Below are 17,953 nucleotides of genomic sequence, written 5' to 3'. Positions count from 1 at the left end.
GCGGCGAAAAGAACCACGCTCCATTTGACGATTGGCGATGACAACAGCTTCATGACAACTGTTCCACATTGGCGTTAAGGCCGATCCTCGCCTCGATCTGCCCGGCGACGGTGCGGATGTCCGCGAGCGCGGCGCTGGCCGGGGCATATTTGCTGATCGGCTCGAACATGGCGGCCGCCTCGTTCACCGCCTCGTCCCGCCTGACCGTGCCGACCAGCTGGTCGCCGACCAGCTCGCGCAGGAAGATGTGGGTGTGTCGCGAAAAGCGGTGCGTGTCATCGAGCTGGTTCAGGATATAGGCGGTATTGGGCAGTTCGATGGTGGGCGTTCCCGCCGCCACCTTGGTCAGCGCCGCCAGCGAAACGGGTTGCGGCAGCAACGTGCAGACATGCAACTGTGCGTGGGGAAGCAGCAGGTCCTTGGTCTCCCGGTCGCCCGCAGCGACGTCTGCGATATAGATCTTGCCGTCGTTGAACGGTGACTGGCCCCGCCGGAGCGCTTCGGTGAAATCCGGCTCCCGGCTCAGCCGATAGGCAGAGAAAAGCTCAACGCCCGCCACCGCGAGCGCCGAGCCGCCTCCGTGAAATTCGGCCAGCGCCTGGGTCGGCAGCAGGCCGAAAAACAGTTTCAGCGTGTCCTGATAGGTGAAATCGAGCGCGGCGACATCATGGCCCTGGCGCGCGAGGTGCATCGAAAGATGCGCCGCGATAAAGCTCGTTCCGGTTCCGCCTTTCGGGGAATGGCAAAGGATAAGGGGCATCAGTTCTGACCCTCCTCATCGTCCGAGATGCGCTGCAGGAAGGATCGAAGGTCATTTTTGCTCTGGGGGGAGAGGCGTCGCGGCGGGGGGCGGAATAGCTGCCGAAAATCCCCCCGTTGGACTGAGCCGGTGCTGGCTTGGCGGAGGCCGCCTTGCCTACGGGAATGACATCTTCGACGCTGCGGGCGGCAAGGGCGGAAACGGGCCTGCCGACCACGCGGTCGTCGGTCAGAAGGGCCTCGAAGATCGGCCACAACTCCATATCCGCGAAATTATCGGTAAACTCACGGTATCTGAAATCCTTGCGCCCCAGCCGGGCAAGGAGGTTGGCAGCATCTGATCGCATCGAGAATCCCCTTTGACGCCTTCGAGCGATATATAGCGTTGGTTAAGAAGGCGTTTGCGATCAAGCCGTCAAGTCAAGCAAGGTCAATCGAAAAATACCGGCTAGTTGTGGATGTCGAACAAACTGTGCCAGTTTGTAACTAATGCGAAGACAAAGTCCTTTGCGCCACTCCATTAGGCAGCTTGGCGCGCCCAATCCGCTTTGATCAGCAGGCGCAGGGTTACAAGGCACAGCAAGATTGGGACGGCGGCCGAAACGATTATCTGCTCCGGCTCCATCGCCGCGGCGAGCATGGCGCCAAATAGGAGCGGCCGATCGAGGGTGCGAATGGCATCATGTTGACTGGCTGGTCGACGGCTTTCTTCTTTTCGATCGTCGATCGGTTGAAGCTGCTGGAGCGGAACTTGCAGAAAGGCTGACTTGCGCCGTCCGCCGCTCCGCCGAGGACGGAGACGTCAAGGCCGCCTGTAATGCCCCCTCAGCGCATAGTGAAGGCCATCCAGGATAACGGCCGCCATTCAGCCACGCGGCGTTTCGGACGCAGGGGGGCGGGGGCTGCCAGTCCATCTTGCCCGTTGATTTTCGCCTGCGCCGCCGCTGGGCAGAAAACGGTTGAGCGCCATGCCAGCCAACATCGCGAGGACAAAGGGCGCGACATGGATCGGCTTCAGCGCAAGGCTGGCGATCGCAGGTCCGGGGCAGAGGCCGCCAAGGCCCCAGCCTATGCCGAAAAGCACCGCGCCCAGCGCCAGCTTCCAGTCGAGGCTCCGCGTTTCGGGCAGGTTGAAGGATGTTCCAGCGAGGGGGCGCTCAAGTCGTTTCTGCACCACCCAGGCGATCGCCATCGGGATCATCGCGCCGCCCATGACGAAAGCGAGCGTCGGATCCCAAGGGCCGAGCAGGTCGAGGAAGGCGCGCACCCGCATCGGGTCCGCCATGCCGGATAGAGCCAGGCCAGCGCCGAACAGCGCGCCCGAGATCAGGGCAAGGGCGATTTTCATCATAGGGCGCCTGCGAGGCGAAGGACCGCGACTGTGGCAAAGCCGCTGGCCATGAAGAGCGCCGTCGCGAGCAGGGAGCGGGGCGAGAGGCGGGACACGCCACACACGCCATGACCGCTGGTGCAGCCGGACCCGAGCCGCGTGCCGAAGCCGACGATGACGCCGGCGATCAGCAGCAGGCCGATAGACGGGAAGCGCGCCGGCACCCCGCCTGTCAGCAGGGATACGACCAGCGCGCCTGCGGGCAGGCCGATGATGAAAGCGATCGCAATGTTGCGCGGCGCTCCGCTGTCGGCGAGGCCGGTGGCGCGTGCGGCAAGACCGCTGACGCCTGCTATACGCCCGAGGCCGAGCAGCATGATGGCGGCGGCGATGCCGATCATCAGGCCGCCGATCAGCCCTTCGACTGGTTGCGCGTGGGGGAAGGCTGGGATCATAGCTGGTTCACCGGGATCTTGAGATAGACGACGCCATTATCCTCTGGCGACCGGTCTACGGGCAAGGCCTTTCGCGCGGCGGCGCCCTGCCGCGCTGCTTTGCCAAGTGTTTCGTCGGGCATGCGCTCCTCCACCATCATCGCGTCCATCCTGCGCCTTTCGAGCGGCTTTGCACTACGGAATTGTCCGCATCCGTCAGAGGAACATCGCCCAGGCCAAGATGCTGGCTGCCGCCGTCAACAGCGCCGCAAAAAGCGGGACCGAAGCCCGGATGCCGCCATGGCCCCAGCCGATGACCACCGTCATGACCGCTTTGGCAAAGGTGTTGGCGAGGACCGCGCCGCCCAGCGACAGCCCGGCGATTTGATCGTTGAGCATATGAGCGGGCAGCCCCGACATGGTGATGACCGCCGCATCGACATCAGAAATGCCGGTGAGCGTCAGCACCACCGCCATCCCCTGTTCCCCGAAATGATGCAGCGCCCATCTTGCCACCAGTGACAGCACGACCACCATGCCAGCCAGGATAAGCGCGGGGGTGAAGCCGAGCGGGTTGGAGATGCTGACCTTTGCGCTTTCGCCGCGATGTTGGCGGAAGGCGAAGAGAGCGAACAGGACGGAGACTATTGTCGCGGGCGCCATGGTGATGGCCAGGGTCGGCAGCGCGCGGGGGATGAGCGCCAGCGCCAGCAACTGCACCCGGACGAACATCACGATCGAGGCGATGGCGATGCCCGCTGCGAGTGGCCCCCGAATAGCAGGCTCTTCCCGCAGGCGCCGTGCATATTCGGCCGTGACTGCGGTGGACGAAACGATCGCGCCCGTCAGGGCGACCAGCAGGATGCTCCTGTCCTGCCCCAGCCGGCGCGACAGGGCATAGCCCGCGAAGGACAGGCCCATGACAAACACGACGACCAGCCAGATGCTGCGGGGGTTCCAGGCTTCATAGGGCCCTATCGCCCGATCCGGCAGCAGGGGCAGGATGACCAGCGCGACCAGCAGGAAGCGCGAGACGCTTTCGATTTCCTGTTCGTCCATTCCCTTCAACACGGCGTGCATCGAGTGTCGGGCGCTCAGCATGACAAAGGTTGCGCCGCCTATCGCCAGGCCGAACACCGGAGAAAAGCGGGTAGCGCAATAGCTGGCCGAGAAGGTCAATATGCCCGCGAGCGTGGTGGTGGCCGACAGATGGTCCTGATCCGCGCTGCGGACATAGCCCGCGGTCAAAACGGCCGCCACGCCGATTGCAAGGGCGGCTGCCATCATGTCCGGCGCCAGACCCCCTATGCCGCCGATCAGGCCAATGAGGCCGAAGGTGCGGAATCCGGCGACGCGGCGACCGGTGCCGAAGGATCGTTGCGCCCATCCCCTTTGTATGCCGATCAGCAATCCGATCGCTATGGCGGCCAGAAGCGGCAGATAGGGTTGTATGAAGGCAGGATTGACGCCAGCACTCATCGCGGCCTCACGCTCGTTTCCTTGATGCGGCCGTCCAGCATGGAGATCTGGACATCGGCGGCCGCAGCGACATCGGGATCATGGGTGACGCAGACGACCGCGCGGCCCTGCTCATGGGCAAGGTTGCGAAACATATCGACCACGCGGGCGCTGTTCTGGCTGTCGAGATTGCCCGTGGGCTCGTCCCCAGCACCAGTGCCGGATCATTCGCGATGGCGCGGGCGATGGCGACGCGCTGGCGTTCGCCGCCGGAGAGGCGATCGGGCGTCTTCGCGCTTTTCTCTCCAAGACCCATGCCCTCAAGCAACGCCTGCGCCTTGGCGCGTATCTCACCCAGCGGGCGTTTGCCGAGCCTGCGCATGGGTAGCATGACATTTTCCAGCGCGGTAAACTCGGGCAGCAGGAAGTGGAACTGGAAGACGAAGCCGAAGCTCGCCAACCTGATCTGCGCGCGCGCGTCGCCGCGCAGCGGGTTCATGTCCTGCCCGTTGAACAGCACATGGCCCTTTGTTGGACGGTCCAGCAGGCCAAGGAGATAGAGCAGCGAAGATTTACCGCAGCCGGACGGCCCCACGATGGCGACGAAGGTGGCGGGCTGGATGGATAGGGAAACGTCAGCGACCAGCGTGACGGGAGGCGTGCCCGGAAGGCTACGGGAAACGCCCTCAACTTCGATAATCGCGCTCATACCGCGCCCCGTAATATGTCGACCGGATCGACGCGCGCGGCCTTTCGGGCAGGCAACCATGCGGCGATCACGCCCGAGAGCAGGGAGGCGGCCGCCGCGATCGCGTATTGCCGGGCGGAGCGGTCGAGGGGCAGGCGCTGGTCTTCGCCCGCGATGGGGAATTTGAGCGAGCCGAGGATCGCCATCAGCCCGTAACCGAGCAGCCATCCGGCGACGATGCCGATCAACGCCAGGGCCAGACCCTCGAACACGAAGATCAGTTGAAGATCGCGCTCTGAAAAGCCCATGGAGCGCATGATGGCGATGTCGCGCCTCTTGTCGGACACGCTGTTGGATACGACCGTGTAGATGCCGAAGCTGGCCACCAGCAGGATGGCCGACACGACGCTGTACATGATGACGTTGCGGGTCACGAGCAGGGAGAGAAAGTCGGCGGAACGCTCCTGCCAGCTTTCCGCCTTGTAGGCGTAGCGCGCCTCCAGGCGGCGGCTGATCGGCTGGGCTTCATAGGGGTCGGCCAGACGGACGCCGATGCGGTTGATGATGAAGGGACGGCCGAGCAGCGATTGCGCTTCCCTTAAGAGGACATAGCCCAAGCCGGATGAAATCTGCGTCTGGCCCCGTTTGAACATGCCGACGATGCGAAGCGACCGGCTTTTCCCCGAAGCGGAGGTCGCGCCCACCACATCACCCACGCCAAGGCCAAGCCGACGGGCCATTTCCTCGCCGATGATGATGCCGCCCTGTGTGCTTTCCAGATCGCGCAGGCGTCCGACGCGCAGCTGGTCCTGAATAGTGCTCACCTTTTCCTCGATTGCGGGATCGACGCCGACGATGGTCAGCGCTTCCTCCCGTCCGCCGCTGCGCAAGGTGATCGCGCCGCTCAGACTGGGCGAGCCGATGGCGCCGGGCAGCGCGTTGATGGTGCGCAATATCTCCGGCCAGCCTTTAAGCCCGCGCACCTCGTTGCGGACTTTGTAGTGGCGCAGGTCGACCGCCGCGCCCTTGTAGAGGTTGACGCCGGGCTGGGGCGGCGGGCTGCGCAGCTCATCGGAAATGATGATGTGCGGGGCGGCGTCGATCAGCGTCTTGATGAAATCGTTCTGGCTGCCGATCATCATGGCCGACACGGCGAGGAAGAAGCCGACGCCGACGGCCACGCCGCTGACCGCGACGATGGTCTGGCGACGGCGGCCGACAAGATGCCGGGCGGCGACGCTGGCCAGCAGCCGCAGCTGACCGGTCATCGCCGCACCCGCACGCGCATATCGTCCTTTAGCTTCCCCTCCGGCGCTTTCACGACCATGTCGCCACGCGACAGGCCGGAGAGGATTTGCACCTCGTCGGTTCCGGCAATGCCGGTGCGGACGGTTTTCGCATGAACGCGGTGGCCTCGAACGATCCAGACCTTGCCGTCTTCGATTGCGCTCGCGGGCGCCAGCAGCGCCCGTTGCGCCCTGCGCGTGACGATGTTCACCTCCAGCGTCAGGCCCAGCGGCAGCGCCACCGCGCCGTCCGTCACGATGCGGGCGCGGAAGGCGCGCTGTTCGGGATCGCCGCCCGGCGTCACCTCGCGCACATGACCGCGTAGCACGCGGCCGGGCCAGGCGTCGCTCGCCATCAATGCTTCCTGACCGGGCTGGACGCGGGCGACGTCGCGTTCGTCTATGGTCGCGGTGACCCAGATGCGGGAAGGGTCGCCCAGCATCATGAGGATGCGGCCGGGGCTGGCGAGATCGCCGGGCTCCACATCCCGACGCAAGACGACGCCGTCGATGCCCGACCGCACGATCATCTGGTCGAGCCGGGCGCGGGCGCTTTCCTCCGCCGCCCTCGCGCCGTCGGCGGCGGCGACGGCCGCATCGCGCGCGGCGCGGGTGACCCATCCTTTGGCGAAGAGTGTGAGCGCGCGTTGCTCATCCTGCTGTGCGATGCGGCGCTGTGCCGCTGCCTGTTGCAGCGCTTGGCGCTGTTCCTCGTCATCGAGGAGGATCAGCGGCTGGCCGCGTGCGATGCGCTGGGCTTCGTCCGCCATTACCTGACGCACCGGAGCGGTGAGGCGGGCCGAGACCGAAACAGGCTGCTGCGCCTCGACAAAGCCGGTGGCATAGACCAGCTCGACGGCCTGACCGACGCGAACGGGCGCAAGCTCCACCTCCGGCGCCCGGCCCGCGAGCAGCCACCAGGCCGCCGCCGCCGCGACCAGCGCGAGCGGCAACAGCCAAAGCGCGATGCGTTTCATAAATGGCTATATAGCATCACGCAAAGATCATTGCCTGCCCGTATCGATTTGCATGCCTCTATTTCGATCCAACCGGAATCTGGCGCGGCTTGCTCGCTTCCGTGGCCAGGCGAGGGACGATGACCTTCAGCAGTCCCTTTTCCAAATGGGCGCTGGCCTTGTCCGCATCCGCTTCGAACGGCAGGGCGACGCGGCGCAGATAGCTTCCCCGGCTGCGTTCGATCAGATGATAATTTTTCTTCTCATCCTTTTCCTCGCGGTCCTCCTTATGCTCGGCCTTGATGGTGAGAACATCGTCCTGCACGTCGAGCGACACGTCTTTTTCATCGAAGCCCGGCAGTTCGGCGGTCAGCTCAAGGCCTTTTTCCGTTTCCGCAATATCGACGCGCGGAAGGTTGAAGCCCCTACTGCCGCTATCGCCGCTGGTGAGCCAGCCACGGCCGAGATCGTCGCTGAGGCGGTCCATTTCCTTGCGCAGATCGGCGAAGGGATCAAAGCCGGTGCGGAAGAGATTGCTGCGTCCAAAGGGCATGAGTGAACGGAAATCGGTCATTGGTCCTTCTCCTGCTTTTGTGAAGTTGGCGGTTCGGCGGGACGGCGCCCTGTGCATGGACGCTTTCCCGGTCCAGACTCCATGCCGAATTGTCGCCCGGCGCAGGCTGTCGCGCCATAAGTAGAGTCACGCAGTCGCGGATGGCGGCACCAGAACCGCTGCGCCCTGAACCCTGCTTTCGCGCAGGCTTTGCAGCGTCTGGTTGGCCTGGTCGAGCGGGAAGCTTTGGGTGACGGTGTGCAGTTCCATGCCGCCCACCAGCTCGAAAAAGGAGATGCCGTCTTCGCGCGTCAGGTTGGCGACCGAGAGGATCTGCCTTTCCTGCCACAGGTCGGCATAGGGAAAGGAGGGTATGTCGCTCATGTGGATGCCCGCGCATATGACGCGGCCACCCTTTCTGACTGCCCGTAGAGCTTGAGGTACGAGTTCCCCTGCCGGTGCGAAGATCAGGGCAGCGTCGAGAAGCGCAGGCGGGCTTTCAGCAGGACCGCCCGCCCAGGCGCAGCCGAGCGAACGGGCGAAGTCCTGCCCCGCCGTGTCGCCGTCCCGCGTGAAGGCATAAACCGTGCGCTTCTGGTGCCGGGCGACCTGCGCCAATATGTGCGCGGCGGCGCCAAAGCCGTAGAGGCCGATGACGCTGCCCGGACCGGCCAGCCGCAAAGCTCTCCATCCGATCAGGCCCGCGCAGAGGAGGGGGGCGGCTTCCACATCCGAAAAGCGATCTGGCAGGTCGAAGCAATATCGCGCGTCGGCGATAGCATGGGTCGCATAGCCGCCGTCCCGCGTGGCTCCGGTGAAGAGCGGGGCGTCGCACAGATTTTCCCGCCCGGCGCGGCAATAGGGGCAGACGCCGCATGTATGTCCTAGCCAGGGAACGCCGACACGCTGGCCAATGGCGAAACCTTCAACGCCGCTGCCCAATGCCGCGACCCGACCCACTATCTCATGGCCTGGTATGATGGGATAGCGGGCGGGGATTTCCCCGTCGAGGACATGCAGGTCGGTCCGGCAGACGCCGCAAGCGGCGACTTCGATCAGGAGTTCGCCGGGTCCCGGATTGGGCATGGGACGCTCGACCTGCACGAGGGCAGCGCCGGGCGCGGGGATCTGCATCGCGACCATGTGGTTCACGATGCGCGGGCCGCCGAACGCAGGGTCATTTTGAAGTTCATGATCGCCCTTCTCAAGATGCGAGACCGGGAGTCTAGCGCTGGAGGCGAAGTGATGATGTTGGTAAATCTACGAATAGGATGGCTTGCATCACAGCGCGATCATCCCGGTGATAATCCTTCAAGGAGCGTTGCCATGAAAGCGTTGATCTATGACGGGCCGGGGCAGAAGCATCTGGGCGAGCGGGAAAAGCCGAAGATCAAGGATCTCGGCGACGCCATCGTCCGCGTCACACACACGACGATATGCGGCACCGACCTCCACATATTGAAGGGCGATGTGCCCAGTTGCGAGCCGGGACGGACATTGGGGCATGAGGGCGTGGGTGTTGTGGAGGCGGTCGGATCGGCGGTGTCGAATTTCAAATCCGGCGATCATGTGCTGATTTCCTGCATCACCTCATGCGGGCGGTGCGACTATTGCCGCCGGGGCATCTATTCCCATTGCGTGAACGGCGGATGGCTGTTGGGCAATGCCATCGACGGCACGCAGGCGGAATATGTGCGCATCCCTCATGCCGACACCAGCCTTTATCCGGTCCCGGCAGGAACGGATGAGGAAGCGCTGGTGATGCTGAGCGACATATTGCCGACCGGGTTCGAATGCGGCGTGCTGAATGGCAAGGTTGCGCCGGGGAGCAGTGTCGCCATCGTGGGCGCGGGTCCGATCGGGCTGGCGACTTTGCTGACGGCGCAATTCTATTCGCCCAGCCAGATCATCATGATCGACATCGACGCCAACCGGCTGGCCGTGGCTGAGCGGTTCGGGGCGACGCGGACAATCGACAGCCGGTCGGAGGACGTCGTGGCAGTGGTCAAGTCGTTGACCGACGGCAGGGGCGTGGACACGGCCATCGAAGCTGTCGGCGTGCCTGCGACCTTCGAACTGTGCGAAGATCTGGTCGCGCCGGGTGGAGTCATCGCCAATATCGGTGTGCATGGGGTTAAGGCCGACCTGCATCTGGAGCGGCTCTGGTCACACAATATCACGATCACCACCCGACTGGTGGATACGTCCACCACTTCGATGCTGCTGAAGACCGTCGTGAGCGGGAAGGTGGACGCGAAGCAGCTTGTTACGCACCGTTTCACGCTGGACGGCATCATGGATGCCTATGATGTCTTTGGCCGTGCGGCGGAAACGCAGGCGCTCAAGGTGCTGATCACGCCCTGATCCGCGGCGTTGGTCGGCGCAGTGATAGCGCCGCACATGTTGTCAGCTGGCATGCGCCGCCAAGCTCTTCCTGGCGATCCGGACGGTGGGATCGTCGGGGTCCGCGATGGTGACGAAGCCAAGTTCCCGTTCCATGCGCAGCGCCGCGTCATGATCGGCGGATTCGATCGACTCGACCGTTTCGATCCCTTCCGCCTTCGCATAGCGCAGCACATGTTCAAGCAAGGTCCAGCTGACGCCTTTGCCCTTCATGTCGGTGCGGGTGCTGAGCGCAATTTCCGCGCGGGTGCGATCTGGATCGGTCGCCAGCATGGCGATGGCGAGAAGGTCGCCTTCCTCTCCAAAGGCAAGGAAGCTGATAGTGCGGACATAGTCCACGCGCGTCATCATCACTATCTGGTCGTGGCTGACCTTGCAGACACCCGACATGAAGCGAAAGCGCAGGTCTTCGGGCGAGACATTGTCGAAGAAGGCTGCGACCGCCGGCTCGTCGTCAGGACGCACCGGCCGGACATGAAAACGAACGCCCTGTTCTGTCACGAGGTCGGACGCCCATCCTTCCGGCGGTGCGCGCAGGACTAGGCGGGATGCCGTTGCCGCCTCGGCGGTGATCCGCGCCCGCGCATCAAGCGCGATGACGCCTGCCGCGCTCACCACCAAGGGGTTGATGTCGAGTTCCAGCAGGTCGGGAAGGTCGACCGCCATGGCCGACACGGCGTCCAGCACATCAGCAACGCCTTCCACATCGGCTGCCGGGACGTTCCGATATCCGGCGAGCATCCGGGACATATGCGTCCGCGCAATCAGGGCGCGAGCCTGCGCATGGTCGATGGGCAGGAGGTTGATGGCCTTGTCATCGAGAAGTTCTGTCGCGGTGCCGCCAGCGCCAGCCATGATGATGGGACCGAAAGCCGGATCGGTGCTGAGGCCCACGATCACCTCCCTGCCGTCTTTCACCCTTATCATGTCCTCGACGGCGAACCCCTGGATGCGCGCTTGCGGAAAGTCGCGGCGGATGCGCCGTTCCATCTCCCGCGCGGCGGCAACAGCAGCCTGGGCGTCGGGCAGGTCGAGCGCGACCCCGCCCACATCCGATTTGTGCGGCAGGTCGCGCGAGACGATCTTCACCGCGTAGGGCGCGCTCAGCCAACAACAGGCTTCTTCCACCGCGTCCGCCGAAGCGGCAAAGCGCGTGGGCGCGACGGGGATGCGATAGGCCTCCAGCAGCTTCTTCACCTTGATTTCGGAAAGCGTCGTGCATCCGTCCGCCTGCGCACTGGCGATGATGGCGCGGGCGGTGGTTCGGTCGGCCTGCACCTCGCGCGACTGGGCGGGCGCTTCTGTCAAGCTCTCGCGAAGGCGGCGAGCCTGCGCCAGATAGCCAAAGGCGCGCACGGCGTCGTTTGGGGTCGAAAAGACCGGGATGCCCGCCGCCGCGAACACAGGCCTTACCGTTTCGCAGTTGGCGTCACCCAACCAGCAGGCAAGGACCGGCTTGCGGATGCGCTCCTGCGCTGCCGCCGCTACTTCGCGGCAGATCGCCAGCGCCGTTTCCTTTGCTTCGCTGCGCGCGGTCGGGCAGTTCATGACCAGCACCGCGTCGCTCCCGCTGTCGCGCAGGATGGCTCTTACAGTACCGGCATAGCGGTCTGCGTCCGCATCGCCCAGTATATCGACGGGATTGGCGCGCGGCGGACCTGCGGGCGTCATCTCGGCAAGGGCGGCGATCGTGTCAGTCGTCAATGTGGCGAGCTGCCCATTCGCCTGCGCCAAGGCATCGACCGCCAATATACCAGCGCCGCCGCCATTGGTCAGGATCGCCAGCCGGTTGCCGGGGACTGGCTCGCAGGCGCAGAGCATCTCGGCGGCGTCCAATAACGCCGTGAGGCTGTCCACCAGCAAGATCCCGGCCCGTTCAAAGGCGGCTTCATACGCGTCATAAGAGCCGATCATGGCCCCTGTGTGGGAAAGGGTCGCTTGCGCGGCGAGCTGGCTCTTGCCCGCCTTGATCGCGATGATCGGCTTGTGAAGTGCGGCGGCGCGGGCAGCGGCCATGAACTCGGCGGCCTCGGTCACGCCCTCCACATAGAGCAGGATGGCGTGGGTGTGTGGATCGGCGGCCAGCAAGTCGATCAGGTCGCCAAGATTCGCATCGGCCATGTCGCCTGCGGAAATGATGCCGGAAAAGCCTATCCGGCGGCTTTGCGCCCAGTCGAGCACGGCGGTGATAAGCGCGCCGCTCTGCGATATCAGGCCAAGATTGCCCGGCAGCGCAGGGGTGGAGGCGAAGGTGGCGTTGATGCGCGCGTGGGGGGCCATGATGCCAAGGCAATTGGGTCCGACGATCCGCATGTCGTGCCGCCGGGCCGCAGCTCTGACCGCCTGGTGGAATGCGCTGGCGTCGTGAAGGCCCGCCGACAGGATGACGGCGCAGCGCGTGCCGAGCCTTCCCAGCGCGTCGATGATCCCTGCCACTGTCGGCTCAGGCGTCATGATGATGGCAAGTTCGGGCGCGGCGGGCAGGTCGGCGACGCTGGCGACCCATGTCGTGCCTGGTCGCGATACCGGGTGCGGATTGACGACATGGATGCTGCCTTCGAACCCGCCCGCTAGCAGATTGTCGAGGACGAGCGTGCCGACGGCGCCTTGCTCCTGCGACCCTCCGATCAGGGCGATAGTTCTGGCGTGAAGAAGGGGCGACAGGTTGCGGATGGTCATGGCTTTTCTTGTCCTTGGCTGGGATCGCGCGAATGCGGAGCGATCCTAGGAAGGGCGGTGTCCACGGCGATATTCGTAAATGCCGCAGGGGGGCGGGCGCGGTTCATGAGGGGCTACTTACGGGAAGTTGCGAATAGGGCGGCGACGCGCAGTTTCTAAAATGGCCTCCATCAGCGAGGAGGCGAACATGCAGCGTTCAGGCGACACGGAAGGCGGTGCTGCACGGCACGATCCTGTCCGGGAAACTGTTCACGACCTGCGCAACCTGTTCGCTGTCATCGCTTCGATCAGGCATCTGCTGGACAAGCATCAAGACGCGCCAGTGCGGGAAACCATGCTGCGCGGGCTGGAGGCGGCGGCGGTGCGGGGCAGCGAGCTGACGTCCCGGCTGCTTGCAAGGCAAGCGTGCGGGGAACGGGTGCTGGTGGATGTGGGCGCGCAGGTCGCACACGCCGCGCCTTTGCTGCAAGCTATGGTGAAGCACCCGGCGTCATTGGAGATCGACGCGCAGATGGCTTTGCCCGCGACGCGGGTGAGCGCCGACCCGGCCGAACTGGAAGCGGTGATGCTGGAACTGGTGACCAACGCGGTCAGGGCTGGGGCACGGCACGTCCGGCTCCGCTGCCGCAGGATCGGCGATTGGATCTGGCTGGTGATCGCGGACGATGGTCCGGGCTTGTCGGCGAACGGGGCCGCGCGACCGCAACTCAATACGGGAAACGGAGGCCGTGGGAACGGCTTGCAGCGGGTCCGCAGGGCGATCTGCGGCATGAAGGGCAGGTTATTCATTCGCGGCGGTGTCGGCGCAGCTGCTGGCACAGTGGTCGCCATGCTTTTGCCGGTGGCGTTCCCAGCCGCCAGCAAATCACGCGTCCGACATTGGAGCGCGTCACCCACCAACAAGGAGAGTTGCGATGAAGACCGATGGACAGTTGCAGCATGACGTCATGGACGAGCTTGAGTGGGACCCCAGCGTCGATCATGCGGACATTGGCGTGGCGGTGAATGATGGGGTGGTGACCCTGTCCGGCTATGTTTCCAACTATCTGGAGAAGATGGCGGCGGAAAAGGCGGCGCGGCGCGTGAGCGGGGTCAAGGCGATCGCCGAGGAGATCCATGTGCGCTTCAAGTCGGAACCCAAGACGGCGGATCATGAGATAGCCAAGCGCATCCTCGACATGTTTTCGTGGAACGTTTCCATCCCGCACGACAAGATCAATGTGAAGGTCGAGAAGGGCTGGGTCACGCTGTCCGGCGTGGTCGACGCCTATTATCAGAGCGACGAGGCGAGGAGGGCGGCCGCCCGGATTTCGGGCGTGACCGGCGTCAGCAGCCTTATCGAGGTGAAGAAGCTGCCCGTCAGCGCCGACATCCGGGATCGGATCGCCGCCGCTTTCAAGCGTCAGGCGGATCTGGACGCTGCAGGCGTCACGATCGCCACGGATGGGAACACCGTGCGTCTGGGTGGACGGGTGAAGGCCTGGCACGAACGCGGCGTAGCGGAGCGGGCGGCATGGGCAGCGCCCGGCGTGACCAAGGTCGAGGACAATATCGTCGTATCGACATTCTGACCCCGGTGCCCCCGGCAGGCGTGACGCTTGCCGGGGTTCTCCATTGCGGGTCGGTTCCTGACGCTATTTCATTGGAGGAGCATATGCCCGTCATAGATCGCGTGAGACAATCCGCAGACGCCCTGTTTCAGGCAGCCATGACCATCGGGCTGATGATTGCCGTCGCGGCGATGATCCTGGCCCCGATGCAAGGATGACGCCCTTTGGATAGCGAACATCTTATCATGAGGAAATCGACATGAAGAACGTGCTCTTGCTCGTCCATGATGATGCCGGTCAGGAAGCGCGGCTGCAGGCTGCGCTGGACCTGACCAGATGCCTGTCCGGCCACCTGACCTGCCTTGACGTCGTGCAGGTCCCGGTGTTGGCGGGCAGCGAATATTATCCGGACGCCGAACTGATGCTGCTTCAGAATGCGCAGAAGCGGGAAGAGGTCAATGCCGGACGGATACGGGCGCGGCTTCAGGCGGAAGACGTGGCCTGGAGCTGGGTTGATCGAACCGGCTTCATCGCGTCGCTGCTGCAGGAGAGCGCGGCATTGGCGGACATCATCGTCCTCAATACGTCAATCGCCGATCGGATGACCCCCGACATGGCGCAGATCGTGTCGGATACGGTGCTGAAATCCGGCAAGCCCATATTGGCGGTTCCCGATGACAGCCGGGGCATCGATTTTGGCGGCCATGTCCTTGCCGCCTGGGACGGATCGAGGCCCGCTGCCCAAGCGCTCCGGGCCGCGGCGCCGCTGCTGGCAAGCGCGCAGGGCGTGACGATCATCGAGATGGGCGAAGTGAGCGGCGAGCTTGCCGAAGATGCGGCGGCCTATCTGTCCCGACATGGCGTCAGGCCGCGTGTGGAGCATCTGGACGAGCCGGAAGCGGGTGTCGCGGCGGGACTGCTGGCCGAGATGGACAGGCGGCGGCCCGCTTTCTGCATCATGGGAGCATATGGACATTCGCGGTTGCGTGAGAGCCTGTTCGGCGGAATTACCCGGATAATGCTGGGGGAAGCGAATGTTCCGTTGTTCCTGGCGCACTGAAATCCATAATGAAAGCATCAATTGAAATGCTTTTGGGTGGAAGGCGGGGAGGCTGTCCAACCTGAAGGCGTAGATCATGGAGTCGTTTGGGTAGTGTAATGACCATCCGGGATTACACGGACATGGTTTAAATATCATCTGCGCTATATCAAAGACTTACGAGTGCATCGGTAAGTCGTGTGTTGCAATATGGCCAATGATGTTAGGGTGCGCAGGGCCTTGCCAGGCTGACGTCAAAATCCCGCATAGGGTGAGGCCATGCCGTCATGGAAAACAGCGCGTCTACAATATTACGCCCTCGCCATTGTGGGGGTTGCTTTAGTAGCGGCGGTCCGGCTGCTTCTTGATCCATGGCTGGACGATCGGTCGGCTTATCTGCCCTATGTCATCGCGATCGTGGGCATCGCGCTCTGGCTGGGCGAGGGACCGGCGATCCTCGCTGCCCTGATGAGCGTTGCGGCAGAGGTGGCGATCACCCATCGGTCGACGCTGCAGAAGCGCGACCTGATCGAGATCGCGCTGTTCGTCGTGACCGCTGCCAGCATCATCCTGATGAGCCGCCTTGTCCGCCGGTCGAACCAACGGCTGCAGGTGGTGGAAGCCGCGGCCCGACATCGCGGCGTGGCGAGCGAGCAGCTGGCGGTGGAACTCAACCTGTTGATCGATGGCGCGCAGGGGCTGGCGATCTACATGCTGGACCCGGCTGGCCGGGTGACGATCTGGAACCGGGGCGCCGAGCGGCTGAAGGGCTGGACCGAGCAGGAGGTGCTGGGCAAGCCGTCTTCCCTATTCTATCCCGGCGAAGCCGTTGCGGTGGGCAAGCCCGAGGCCGATATCGAGCGCGCCCGCGCAGAAGGACGGTTCGAGGAAGAGGATTGGCGCGTCCGCAAGGATGGGTCGGAGTTCCTGGCGGGGGTCAGCTGGACCGCGCTTCAAGATAAAGATGGCGCGCTGCGCGGTTTTGCGAAGATCGTGTCCGACATCACCGAAAAACGGTCGGCCGAAGACCAGCTGCGCGCCCATGAAAGCCAGCTGCGCGCGATCCTGTCGACCGTGCCCGACGCGATGGTGGTGATCGACGAGGCGGGCACGATGCTGTCGTTCAGCGCAGCGGCGGAAGCGCTGTTCGGCTATGCTGAGGACGAGGTGCTGGGACGGAACGTGCGCATGTTGATGCCGTCTCCTGACCGCGAACGGCATGACAGCTACATCCAGCGCTATCTGGAAACCGGGGAAAAGCGCATCATCGGCAAGGGCAGGGTCGTGTCGGGCCGGCGGGCCGACGGATCATTGTTCCCCATGGAACTGTATATCGGCGAGGCGATGCGGGGGAATGAGCGCATCTTCACCGGCTTCATCCGCGACCTGACCGAGAGGCGGGCGGTCGAAGATCATATGGCGACGTTGCAGGCCGAGCTGATCCATGTGACGCGGGTGAGCGCCATGGGGACGATGGCGTCGACGCTGGCGCATGAACTGAACCAGCCGATCGCGGCCGTCGCCAATTATGTCGCGGCGGTGCGCGACCAGATGTTGCGCCCGCAGGAGGCCGAGTGGCCGATGATGCGCGAAGCCTTGGCAGAGGCCGCGAGCGAAGCCTTGAGGGCCGGGCAGATCGTCCGCAGGCTGCGCGAGTTCGTGTCGCGGGGCGAGGTGGAAAAGACGATCGAGAGCCTGCCCGAACTGGTGCAGGAGGCGTCCGTGCTGGGGCTGGCCGGGGCGCGCGAATTGGGGATCGATGTGCATTTTGACATCGATCCGCTCGCGTCGCCCGTACTGGTCGACCGGGTCCAGATCCAGCAAGTGCTGATCAACCTGATCCGCAACGCGTGCGAGGCGATGGCGGACAGCGCGGTCAAGCAGCTGACAATCGCGACGCGCGCGGTCAGGGATGATCTGGTCGAAGTCATCGTGTCCGACACCGGGTGCGGCATGGCGCCGGGCGTCGCGCGGCAGCTGTTCACCGCATTCGTCAGCACCAAACCCCACGGCATGGGCCTTGGCCTTTCCATATGCCGCACCATCGTCGAGGTGAATGGCGGCAAGATCTGGATGGAAAGCCGCAAGGGAAAAGGCACCGATTTCCACTTCACCCTCATTCGAGCGCAGGCAGAGGCATATGACGAACAAGAAGCTTGTTCACATAATTGACGACGAGGACGCCATCCGGCGATCGTCGGCATATATGCTCAAGACATCCGGTTATTCGGTGGAGGCATGGACGTCGGGAGCCGCTTTCCTGAAGGATGCGAAGTCGGCCGAAGAGGGCTGTATCCTGCTGGATGTGCGAATGCCCGACATTGACGGGCTGGAAGTCCAGCGCATCCTGACGGAGCGCGGGATCGCCATGCCGGTCATCATCATGACCGGCCATGGAGACATATCGATAGCGGTGCAGGCGATGAAGGCGGGCGCGGTCGATTTCCTGGAAAAGCCGTTCGAGAAGACGGTCCTGATCGACGCGATCGAGCGGGCGTTCGACCGGGTGCGTTCTGCTCAGGGCGCGGCGGCGGATGGGGCGCGCGCGAACCTGATCATCGGGGCGCTGACGGGGCGGGAGCGGGAAGTGCTGGAGGGGCTGGCGCAAGGATTGCCCAACAAGACGATCGCCTATGACCTGGGCATTTCATCCCGGACGGTCGAAGTGCATCGCGCCAACCTGATGGCGAAGCTGCATGTGCACAGCCTGTCCGATGCACTGCGCATAGCCTTTGCAGCCGGAATGGGACGCAAGGACGAAACTGTGATCAATACGTAAAGACGTAAGGGCGCGCCCGATGTCATCTTTCTTGCATGG

At 64.0% G+C, this 17,953-nt stretch carries 16 protein-coding genes and 1 pseudogene; 6 read left to right on the top strand and 11 right to left on the bottom strand.

Annotated features, from left to right (window positions below; genetic code table 11):
* Positions 1–49: 49 nt before the first annotated feature.
* From B6S01_RS05280 to B6S01_RS05230, 10 genes and pseudogenes are all read right to left on the bottom strand, one after another.
* On the bottom strand, positions 50–760 hold the full coding sequence (locus B6S01_RS05280) for a cellulose synthase operon protein YhjQ/BcsQ (protein ID WP_037465893.1): 711 nt from the start codon (positions 758–760) through the stop codon (positions 50–52).
* A 951-nt stretch (positions 761–1,711) separates the two neighbouring features.
* Positions 1,712–2,110 (bottom strand): annotated as a pseudogene (locus B6S01_RS05265) (DUF6691 family protein); the annotation flags it as partial.
* Positions 2,107–2,544: a YeeE/YedE family protein gene (locus B6S01_RS05260; protein WP_037465901.1), complete on the bottom strand. Its 438-nt coding sequence runs from the start codon at positions 2,542–2,544 to the stop codon at positions 2,107–2,109. The pseudogene B6S01_RS05265 and the gene B6S01_RS05260, both read right to left, overlap by 4 nt.
* Positions 2,541–2,693: a hypothetical protein gene (locus tag B6S01_RS20995; protein ID WP_156103359.1), complete on the bottom strand. Its 153-nt coding sequence runs from the start codon at positions 2,691–2,693 to the stop codon at positions 2,541–2,543. Before B6S01_RS20995 ends, B6S01_RS05260 begins: the two co-directional genes overlap by 4 nt.
* A gap of 46 nt (positions 2,694–2,739) precedes the next feature.
* A complete protein-coding gene (locus B6S01_RS05255) occupies positions 2,740–4,002 on the bottom strand; it encodes an MgtC/SapB family protein (protein WP_051908248.1) in 1,263 nt (420 codons plus the stop codon).
* Positions 4,003–4,009: 7 nt separating this feature from the next.
* Positions 4,010–4,690 carry an ABC transporter ATP-binding protein gene (locus B6S01_RS05250; protein ID WP_234810788.1) on the bottom strand — a complete coding sequence of 227 codons (681 nt, stop codon included), beginning with the start codon at positions 4,688–4,690 and terminating at the stop codon, positions 4,010–4,012.
* Positions 4,687–5,937, bottom strand: coding sequence for an ABC transporter permease (locus B6S01_RS05245; protein WP_037465907.1), 1,251 nt, complete (start codon positions 5,935–5,937; stop codon positions 4,687–4,689). Before B6S01_RS05245 ends, B6S01_RS05250 begins: the two co-directional genes overlap by 4 nt.
* Positions 5,934–6,932 carry an efflux RND transporter periplasmic adaptor subunit gene (locus B6S01_RS05240; protein ID WP_037465909.1) on the bottom strand — a complete coding sequence of 333 codons (999 nt, stop codon included), beginning with the start codon at positions 6,930–6,932 and terminating at the stop codon, positions 5,934–5,936. Before B6S01_RS05240 ends, B6S01_RS05245 begins: the two co-directional genes overlap by 4 nt.
* A gap of 58 nt (positions 6,933–6,990) precedes the next feature.
* A complete protein-coding gene (locus B6S01_RS05235; RefSeq protein WP_037465912.1) occupies positions 6,991–7,485 on the bottom strand; it encodes an Hsp20/alpha crystallin family protein in 495 nt (164 codons plus the stop codon).
* Positions 7,486–7,611: 126 nt separating this feature from the next.
* A complete protein-coding gene (locus B6S01_RS05230) occupies positions 7,612–8,607 on the bottom strand; it encodes a zinc-dependent alcohol dehydrogenase family protein (protein ID WP_037465914.1) in 996 nt (331 codons plus the stop codon).
* Positions 8,608–8,790: 183 nt separating this feature from the next.
* On the opposite strand from B6S01_RS05230, the gene B6S01_RS05225 reads away from it, so the two are divergent.
* Positions 8,791–9,828, top strand: a complete 1,038-nt coding sequence (locus B6S01_RS05225) for a zinc-dependent alcohol dehydrogenase family protein (protein ID WP_037466006.1) — start codon at positions 8,791–8,793, stop codon at positions 9,826–9,828.
* A 42-nt stretch (positions 9,829–9,870) separates the two neighbouring features.
* Here the strand turns inward: B6S01_RS05225 and B6S01_RS05220 are convergent, their stop codons facing one another.
* Positions 9,871–12,546 carry a bifunctional acetate--CoA ligase family protein/GNAT family N-acetyltransferase gene (locus B6S01_RS05220; protein ID WP_037465916.1) on the bottom strand — a complete coding sequence of 892 codons (2,676 nt, stop codon included), beginning with the start codon at positions 12,544–12,546 and terminating at the stop codon, positions 9,871–9,873.
* Positions 12,547–12,733: 187 nt separating this feature from the next.
* On the opposite strand from B6S01_RS05220, the gene B6S01_RS05215 reads away from it, so the two are divergent.
* From B6S01_RS05215 to B6S01_RS05195, 5 genes are all read left to right on the top strand, one after another.
* The gene (locus tag B6S01_RS05215; RefSeq protein WP_156103360.1) at positions 12,734–13,489 is read left to right on the top strand and encodes an ATP-binding protein; all 756 of its coding nucleotides are present in this window, start codon (positions 12,734–12,736) and stop codon (positions 13,487–13,489) included.
* Complete coding sequence (locus B6S01_RS05210; protein WP_037465920.1) at positions 13,461–14,117, top strand: BON domain-containing protein; 657 nt, start codon at positions 13,461–13,463, stop codon at positions 14,115–14,117. Before B6S01_RS05215 ends, B6S01_RS05210 begins: the two co-directional genes overlap by 29 nt.
* A 238-nt stretch (positions 14,118–14,355) precedes the next feature.
* Positions 14,356–15,156, top strand: coding sequence for a universal stress protein (locus tag B6S01_RS05205; RefSeq protein ID WP_037465923.1), 801 nt, complete (start codon positions 14,356–14,358; stop codon positions 15,154–15,156).
* Positions 15,157–15,414: 258 nt separating this feature from the next.
* Complete coding sequence (locus tag B6S01_RS05200) at positions 15,415–17,307, top strand: PAS domain S-box protein (protein WP_051908249.1); 1,893 nt, start codon at positions 15,415–15,417, stop codon at positions 17,305–17,307.
* Complete coding sequence (locus B6S01_RS05195) at positions 17,276–17,914, top strand: response regulator transcription factor (protein WP_037465926.1); 639 nt, start codon at positions 17,276–17,278, stop codon at positions 17,912–17,914. The genes B6S01_RS05200 and B6S01_RS05195 overlap by 32 nt, the downstream gene beginning before the upstream one ends.
* Positions 17,915–17,953 lie beyond the last annotated feature (39 nt).

This window comes from Sphingobium herbicidovorans, assembly GCF_002080435.1.
GTDB classification, from domain to species: domain Bacteria; phylum Pseudomonadota; class Alphaproteobacteria; order Sphingomonadales; family Sphingomonadaceae; genus Sphingobium; species Sphingobium herbicidovorans.
Note: the sequence above shows the minus strand (reverse complement) of the source record. Positions and strands in the feature narration are given on the sequence as shown.